Origin of the sequence: Halorubrum sp. C191 (assembly GCF_002727095.1) — an archaeon.
In the GTDB taxonomy this organism is placed as follows: Archaea; Halobacteriota; Halobacteria; order Halobacteriales; family Haloferacaceae; genus Halorubrum; species Halorubrum ezzemoulense.
On the sequence record NZ_NHNZ01000098.1, the window covers coordinates 47,368 to 54,858 of the forward strand.

Annotated in this window: 7 protein-coding genes; 4 read left to right on the forward strand and 3 right to left on the reverse strand. The window is 70.6% G+C overall.

All coding sequences use genetic code 11. The features are described from left to right. Window positions 1–62 precede the first annotated feature (62 nt). Window positions 63–971 (forward strand): type II methionyl aminopeptidase, encoded by a 909-nt coding sequence (gene map / locus Z052_RS09125; protein ID WP_049930597.1) that lies wholly within the window; start codon window positions 63–65, stop codon window positions 969–971. Then, on the forward strand, window positions 971–1,522 hold the full coding sequence (locus Z052_RS09130; protein WP_094520978.1) for an HIT domain-containing protein: 552 nt from the start codon (window positions 971–973) through the stop codon (window positions 1,520–1,522). Before map ends, Z052_RS09130 begins: the two co-directional genes overlap by 1 nt. A gap of 401 nt (window positions 1,523–1,923) precedes the next feature. On the opposite strand, the gene Z052_RS09135 is transcribed toward Z052_RS09130, so the two are convergent. Genes Z052_RS09135 through Z052_RS09145 form a run of 3 tightly spaced genes read right to left on the reverse strand, consistent with a single transcriptional unit; the run spans window position 1,924 to window position 4,419 of the window. Continuing rightward, the gene (locus tag Z052_RS09135; RefSeq protein ID WP_094520977.1) at window positions 1,924–2,676 is read right to left on the reverse strand and encodes an amino acid ABC transporter ATP-binding protein; all 753 of its coding nucleotides are present in this window, start codon (window positions 2,674–2,676) and stop codon (window positions 1,924–1,926) included. A gap of 22 nt (window positions 2,677–2,698) precedes the next feature. Beyond that, a complete protein-coding gene (locus Z052_RS09140; protein WP_049930601.1) occupies window positions 2,699–3,445 on the reverse strand; it encodes an ABC transporter permease in 747 nt (248 codons plus the stop codon). 2 nt (window positions 3,446–3,447) lie between these two features. Further along, complete coding sequence (locus Z052_RS09145) at window positions 3,448–4,419, reverse strand: substrate-binding domain-containing protein (protein WP_049930602.1); 972 nt, start codon at window positions 4,417–4,419, stop codon at window positions 3,448–3,450. A gap of 116 nt (window positions 4,420–4,535) precedes the next feature. On the opposite strand from Z052_RS09145, the gene Z052_RS09150 reads away from it, so the two are divergent. Both Z052_RS09150 and Z052_RS09155 read left to right on the forward strand, forming a co-directional pair. Further along, on the forward strand, window positions 4,536–5,360 hold the full coding sequence (locus Z052_RS09150; protein ID WP_099288985.1) for a TOBE domain-containing protein: 825 nt from the start codon (window positions 4,536–4,538) through the stop codon (window positions 5,358–5,360). Between the two features lie 125 nt (window positions 5,361–5,485). Continuing rightward, on the forward strand, window positions 5,486–7,177 hold the full coding sequence (locus tag Z052_RS09155; RefSeq protein ID WP_094520975.1) for a tryptophan--tRNA ligase: 1,692 nt from the start codon (window positions 5,486–5,488) through the stop codon (window positions 7,175–7,177). Window positions 7,178–7,491: the final 314 nt, after the last annotated feature.

Genomic DNA, 7,491 nt, shown 5'->3' on the forward strand with positions numbered 1-7,491 from the left:
GAACGGGGCGTAGTCGACCGCCCTCCGCAACCTCTTTGCGCGCCCTCGCCGAAGCCGGAGCCATGAGTCACGGACCTCTGGACGAGGACGCGGTCGAAAGCTACCGCGAGGCCGGCGCGGTGCTGGTCGAGGCGATGAACGAGGCCCGCGAGATGGTCGAGCCGGGCCGGACCCACCTCGAAGTTGCCGAGTGGACGGAGGACTTCGTCCGCGAGCAGGGGGCCGGCCTCGCGTTCCCGGTCAACATCAGCGTCGACCCCGAGGCGTCGCACGCGACGCCGGGTCGGGACGACGAGACCGAGTTCGGCGAGGAGATGGTGTGTCTCGATGTCGGCGTCCACGTCGACGGCTACATCGCCGACGCCGCGGTGACGGTCGACCACAGCGGGACGCCCGAACTCGTCGAGGCCGCCGAGATGGCGCTGGAGGCCGCGCTCGACGAGGCCGGGCCGGGCGTCGAGGTCGGCGTCGTCGGGCAGGCGATCGAAGACGTGATCCGCGGCTACGGCTACACGCCCGTCCTCAACCTCTCCGGGCACGGCGTCCAGCGCTACGACGCCCACACCGGGCCCACGGTACCGAACCGCGGCGTCGACCGGTCGGTCGAGCTGGAGCCGGGGCAGGCGGTCGCCATCGAGCCGTTCGCCACCGACGGCCGCGGAAAGGTCGGCGAGGGGACCGACGAACAGATCTTCGAGCAGCAGGGCTCCGCGAGCGTGCGCGACCGGCGGGCGCGGCAGGCGCTCGAAGAGATCGAGGCGTTCGACGACCTCCCGTTCGCGGCGCGCTGGCTGGAGACGGACCGGGCGGGGATGGCGCTTCGTCGCCTGAAGCAGGCGAACGCGATCAAGGGGTACCCCGTCTTGAAGGAGGACGACGACGCCCTCGTGAGTCAGGCGGAGCACACGCTGCTCGTCACCGAGGACGGCGTCGAGGTGACGACCGCGGGCATCCACGGCTTCGACGACTGATGGACCGGATCTTCGCGCCGTGGCGGATCGAATGGGTCGAGCGCGACGCCGACCCGATCGACGGCTGCCCGTTCTGCGTCCTGCCCGAGCGCGAGGACGCCCGCAAGGCGCGCGTCGTCGCCCGCAGCGAGCGCAACTACGTCCTCCTGAACAACGCGCCGTACAACCCCGGTCACGCGATGGTGATCCCGGACGCACACGTCGAGGATCCGACCGGCCTCGACGACGCGACACTCCTCGATCACGCGAAGCTGAAGGCGGCGACGCTCGCCGCGCTGCGCCGCGACGTGAACCCCGACGGCGTCAACACGGGCCAGAACCTCGGCGGCGACGCCGCGGGGGGGTCGATCGACCATCTCCACACCCACGTCGTCCCGCGCTGGAGCGGCGACACGAACTTCATGCCCGTCACCGGCGCCACGAAGGTGATCGTGGAGGCGATAGACCGCACCTACGACCACCTCCACGCGGGCTTCGCGGCCGACGACGCGGTCGTCGATCCGGGAGACGCCGAGGCGGGCGAGGCGGTCGAACTTGACTTCGGCGTCTAACTCGGCGGTGTCGATCACTCATAAACAAACGGCGTGGCGGCGCGTGCCGATGAGCGCCCGTATGGCGCGAATCGCCCGCGCGAGGTCGCCGGCGCGAAACGCCGGCTGCCGGAGAATCTTCGATTCTCGCCGGAGTCGCTGGCTCCCGGAGCGAAGCGACGGGTGCCAGCGACGAGGCTGGGGAGCCGTGAGGTGCGGTCGCTGTGCGGGGTGGGACTCAACGGGGCAGTCGCGAGAAGGCGGGAGGCGATGTAAGCACCACAGCGAGCGGAGCGAGCGAGGAGCACAACGGGCGTCCCGTCTCCTCGCGACTGGGGCTTTGGAGGTATTCACCGCAGCGTCGTCGATCACCCGACCGGATCGCTGTATTCGACCGATCTCCCGCCTCCCCTCGACGCAAATTAGTACACCAGTTCGCCCGAGATGAACTTCCGGGTGCGCTCGTCGGCGGGGTCGTCGAAGATCTCCTCGGTCGGACCGATCTCCGTGATCCCGTCGTCGAGCAGCACCGCGACGCGGTCCGCGACCCGCTCGGCCTGATGCATGTCGTGGGTCGCCACGACCACGCCGATCCCCCGCGCTTTCGCCTCACCGATCGCCTCCTCGATGACGGCCGTGTTCCGTGGGTCGAGGTCGGAGGTTGGTTCGTCGAGCAAGAGGGCGTCGGGGTCGTACGCCAGCGCGCGGGCGAACGACACCCGCTGGGCCTCGCCGCCGGAGAGCGAGTCGGCGGGCTGGTCCGTCTTGTCTGCGAGTCCGACGACCTCCAGCGACTCGTGGACCGCGTCGGCGGCGCCGGACAGCCGGAAGAGCGAGGCGATCCGCTCGCTCCACGAGCGGCGGACCCGGAGCCCGTACTCGACGTTTCGGGCGACCGATCCCCCGAAGAGGCTCGCCTCTTGGAACACCATCCCGACGCGGCGGCGCAGCGCGAGCCGCGCCGACTCGTCGACGGCCCACGCGTCGGTCCCGTCGAGCGTCACCGTCCCCTCGTCCGGCTCCAGCGACAGCGCGAGCGTCCGCAGCAGCGTGGTCTTGCCGACGCCGGAGGGACCGATGACGGCGACGACCTCGCCCGCGTCGACGTCGATCGTGAGGTCGCGGAACACTCTCTCGTCGCCGTGCGACCGCGACACGCCCGTCGCGCGGAGCATCAGCCGGACACCTCCCGCCGCATCAGGCCACCCCCCGATCGCCGAAGCGGACCACGATCGCGTTGACGGTCAACACGAGCGCGACCAGCACCGCGCCGAGCACCATGGCGGTCTCGTACCGCCCCTGCCGCGCTTCGAGCTGGATCGCGGTGGTGAGCGTGCGCGTCTTCGAGATGCCGTCGGCGCTCGTGATGTTCCCGCCGACGATCAGCACGGAGCCGACCTCGCTCACCGCGCGACCGAACCCGGCCAGCACCGCGGTCGCGATCCCGTACTTGGCCTCCTTGATCACGACCAGCGCCACGTCGATCCGCGTCCCGCCGAGGACGCGAGCAGCGTCCCGGACGCCGTCGTCGACGCCGCTCACGGCCGCGAGGCTGATCGCCGTGATCGGTGGCGTCGCGAGGACGAACTGCGACATGATCATCGCCTCGCGGGTGAAGATGAGCTCTAGCGACCCCAGCGGCCCCTGGTTGGAGACCGCGAACAGCACTACCAGCCCGACCACCACGCTCGGGAACCCCATCCCGGTGTTGACGACCGACTTCACGAACCCCTTCCCCGGGAACTCCGCGAGGCCGATCGCGACGGCCGCCGGCACGCTGACGAGCGTGCTCAGCGCCACGGCGGTGAGGCTCACGTACAGCGAGACCGCGATGATGCTCCCGACGTACCCCTCCCTGAACGAGGCGCCGAGCAGGGACGCCGCGGGGCCCGCGCCCGAGTCGAGGAGGGCGGGGGCCAGCTGTGCGACCGGTTCGAGCGGCACGCTTACGCGTCCGAGTCGTCGCTACTCCAGCCTTCCGGAACGTACTGTTGGAAGTCAGGGTCCTCCGAGACGGCCTCGGGGAAGAACAGCTGTTCGCCGTTCACCTGGTACTCTGCGATGGCCTCCTGGACGCCGGGACTGGTGATCCAGCCGATGTACGCCATCGCGAGGTCGTAGTTGGCGTTCTCGTGGACGCCGGGGTTGACCGCCATGACGCCGTACGGGTTCGCGAGGATCTCCGGCCCGCCCTCGATCGGCCCCTGAACGAGGATCGTCAGGTCGATCTCCGAGCGCTGCGAGATGTAGGTTCCGCGGTCCGAGAGCGTGTACGCGCCCTGCTGGTTTGCGATGTTCAGCGCCTCGCCCATCCCGGTGCCGGTCTCCTGATACCAGTCTCCGCCGGGATCCGTGCCCGCCGCGTCCCAGAGGTTCAGCTCCTTCGTGTGGGTCCCGGAGTTGTCGCCGCGAGAGACGAACGTCGCCTCCGCCTCCGCGATGGTCGTCAGCGCCTCGGTCGCTGAGCCCGTCCCCCCGATTCCCGCCGGGTCGCTCTCGGGGCCGACGATCACGAAGTCGTTGAACATCAGGTCGCGGCGGTTGATCCCGTACCCGTTGCGCATGAACTCGTCTTCGAGGCCGCGGGCGTGGACCATCACGATGTCCGAGTCGCCGTTGCGCGCGGTCTCCAGCGCGGCGCCAGTCCCCTGCGCGACGGCGTCGACCGTGACGCCGTACATCTCCTCGAAGTCCGGGTGGATCGCGTCGAGGAGCCCCGTGTCGTAGGTGCTCGTCGTCGTCGTGAGCGTCAGCGTCTCGCCGGCGACGCCGACGCTCTCAGCGCTGTTTCCGCCGTCGGTGCCGTTGCCCCCGGTCCCGTCGCCGCTGCCGCCGTCGTTCGTCGACGAACAGCCGGCCGTACCCACGATCGCTCCGGCGCCGACCGCGGCCACGAACTTCCGTCGTTGTATCGGCATAGATACAACGGCGGGGCGACACGACATATAAGTTGCGTCACGGTGGGGAACGTCGGCCCGGAGCGGCCCGAGGGCGCGTCGAAACCCCCAACACGTCCCGGACGCATCCCCCGAGCATGGGAGAGCCGACCGACTCCGGTCCCGCCCCGGCCGCGGGGCGCGGACGAGCCGCGCTGATCGAGGACGGCGTCGAGTTCGACGGCCGCGACGCGGCCCTGTTGCGCGCGGTCGACGCGGCGGGATCGGTCGCGGGCGCGGCCTCGGAGCTCGGCCGCTCCCGCGCCCGCGCTCTCACCCGGATCGAGACGCTGGAGGACGCTTACGGCACGCTCGTCGAGCGCCGTCGGGGCGGCGAGGGCGGCGGCGGGAGCCGGCTCGCCGCGTCGGCTCGGGACCTCCTCGACCGCTACGACCGCCTTCAGGCCGTCCTCGCGGCGACCGCGTCGGTGCCCGAGACGGTCCTCGACGGGACCGTGGCCGCCGTCGACGGCGAACTCGCCGTCGTCGACACGCCGGTCGGAGAGCTCTCCGGACTCCACGGCGGCACCGTGGACGACGAAGACGCAGACGACAGGGCCGACGGCAGAGACGCAGACGACAGGGCCGACGGCGGCGCGGTCGCCGTCGGCGACGCGGTTCAAGTCCGGATCGGCGCGGACGCGGTCACCGTCAACGACGCGGCCAACGCGGTCGACCCGGACGCGACGAGCGCCCGGAACCGCCTGGCCGGCCGCGTCTCGCGCATCGACTCGGGCGAGACGGTGTCGACGGTTCGGATCGTCGTCGAACCGGTCGAACGGGGAGGGACAGACGACGCCGCCGTCGAGGTCGCGGCGCTGATCACCGCCGAGAGCATCGACCGGCTCGGCCTCGCGCCCGGTGACCCGGTGTCGCTCCGGTGGAAGGCGACCGCGACGCGACTCGTTGCGCAGGTCGAGTGACTCGGCCGACCGGAGTAGACCAGCGTTCTGAACCGGGGGGCGGACCGGCGTTCCGGACAGGCGGGCCGTGCCAAGCGCTCCCGCGCAAGCGAACGGTTTTTGCGTCGACCGACGGGAGAGGTGGTATGGACGAGGACACCCCCGAAGGGACGACGCCGGGCGGTGACGGGCGCGAGCCCGACGCCGACCGCGGGCCGTTGACGCCCCCCCGGACCGACGGCGGGACCGACGCGGACGAGCCGACCGAGGACGTCGCGCTCGACCCGTGGGGGTCGGCGTCGGTCGGGGACTACGCGGACCTCTTCGCGGAGTTCGGCATCGAGGCGTTCGACGAGGTCGACGACGACGTGCCGGACCCGCACTACCTGATGCGCCGCGGCGTCATCTTCGGGCACCGCGAGTACGACGCGGTCGCGGAGGCGATGGCGAACGACGAGCCGTTCGCGGCGCTCTCCGGGTTCATGCCCACGGGGGACCCGCACATCGGTCACAAGCTCGTGTTCGACGAGATCATCTGGCACCAAGAGATGGGCGGCGACGCGTTCGGGCTCATCGCCGACCTCGAAGCGCATTCCGCGCGCGGGATGTCGTGGGACGAGATCGACGAGCACGCGCGGAACTACCTCCTGAGCCTCCTCGCGCTCGGCTTCGACGCCGAGGACGGCGAGATCTACCGCCAGTCCGACAACCGCGAGGTCCAGGACCTCGGCTTCGAACTCGGCTCGAAGGCGAACTTCTCGGAGTTCGAGGCGATCTACGGCTTCGACGGGGAGACGAACATCTCGCACATGCAGAGCGTGATCACCCAGACCGCGGACATCCTCTACCCGCAGCTCGTCGACGAGCCGAAGCCCACGGTGATCCCGGTCGGTCCCGATCAGGACCCGCACGTCCGGCTCACCCGCGACCTCGCGACCCGCGTGCGCTACTTCAAGGTGACAGAGGCGTTCGCCTCCTTCGAGCTCGACGACGACGAGCGCCGGCTCGTGCGAGCCGCCTACGACGCGCTCGCGGCCCGCGACGAAGAGAACGACGCCGCCGGAGACGCGGACGACGCCGCCGAGACCGACGTGCGCTGCGAGGACGCCGCCGAGTGGCTCGCCGACTACGAGCCGCCGGAGAGCGACCGCGAGAGCGTCGACCTCGCGGCCGCGAAGGCGAGCGCCCTCGACAAGCTCGAGGCCGGCGGGAAGGAGCCGCTCCGCCCCCGCGTGCGGTTCTTCGACCGCAACGCCACCGACGAGGCATTCGAGGCGCTGATCGAGGCCGTGGAAGGGGAAAAACGCGTGTTCGAGGGCCACGTCGACGCGTTCGACCTGACCCGCGACGAGGCCGAGTCCATCGCGCGCGAGGTCGAGATCGACCACGACGGGTTCGGCTTCCGGCAGCCCTCCTCGATCTACCACCGGTTCATGACCGGGCTCACCGGCGGCAAGATGTCTTCGTCGATCCCGGCGAGCCACATCTCGCTGCTCGACGATCCTGAGGACGGCTACGACAAGGTGAAGGCGGCGACGACTGGGGGCCGCGACACCGCCGAGGAGCAGCGCGAGCTGGGCGGCGAGGCCGACGAGTGCCCGGTCTACGAGCTGTACGCCTACCTGCTCGCGGGCGACGACGACGAACTCACCAAGGAGGTGTACTCCGAGTGCGTCAACGGCGAGCGCCTCTGCGGCGGCTGTAAGGAGCAGGCCGCGGAGCTCATGCGCGAGTTCCTCGAGGACCACCAGGAGAAGCGCGCGGAGGCCGAGGAACTCCTCGACGACCTCGACATCGACCTCGACTCCGACCGGCGCGGCACCGGCGGCGAGCACTGAGGCGTCTCTATTGAGGCCGCAGGGCAACTCTCACGAGCTGTTTTATAAACGAACGGTGCGGTGGCGCGTGCCTGCGAGGCCGCCTTGCGGCCGAGCAGCACGCGCGAGGGAGTCGCTGGCTCCCGGAGCGAAGCGGAGGGTGCCAGCGACGAGGCTGGGGAGGCGTGAGGTGCTGTGCTGGGCGGGACTCAAAGGGGCAGTCGCGAGGACGAAGCACGGCGACGTAAGCACCGCAATGAGGGAGCGAACGGAGTGAGCGACCGAGTGAGGAGCACAGCGAGCCGCGCGAGTCCTCGCGACTGGGGCTTTGGAGG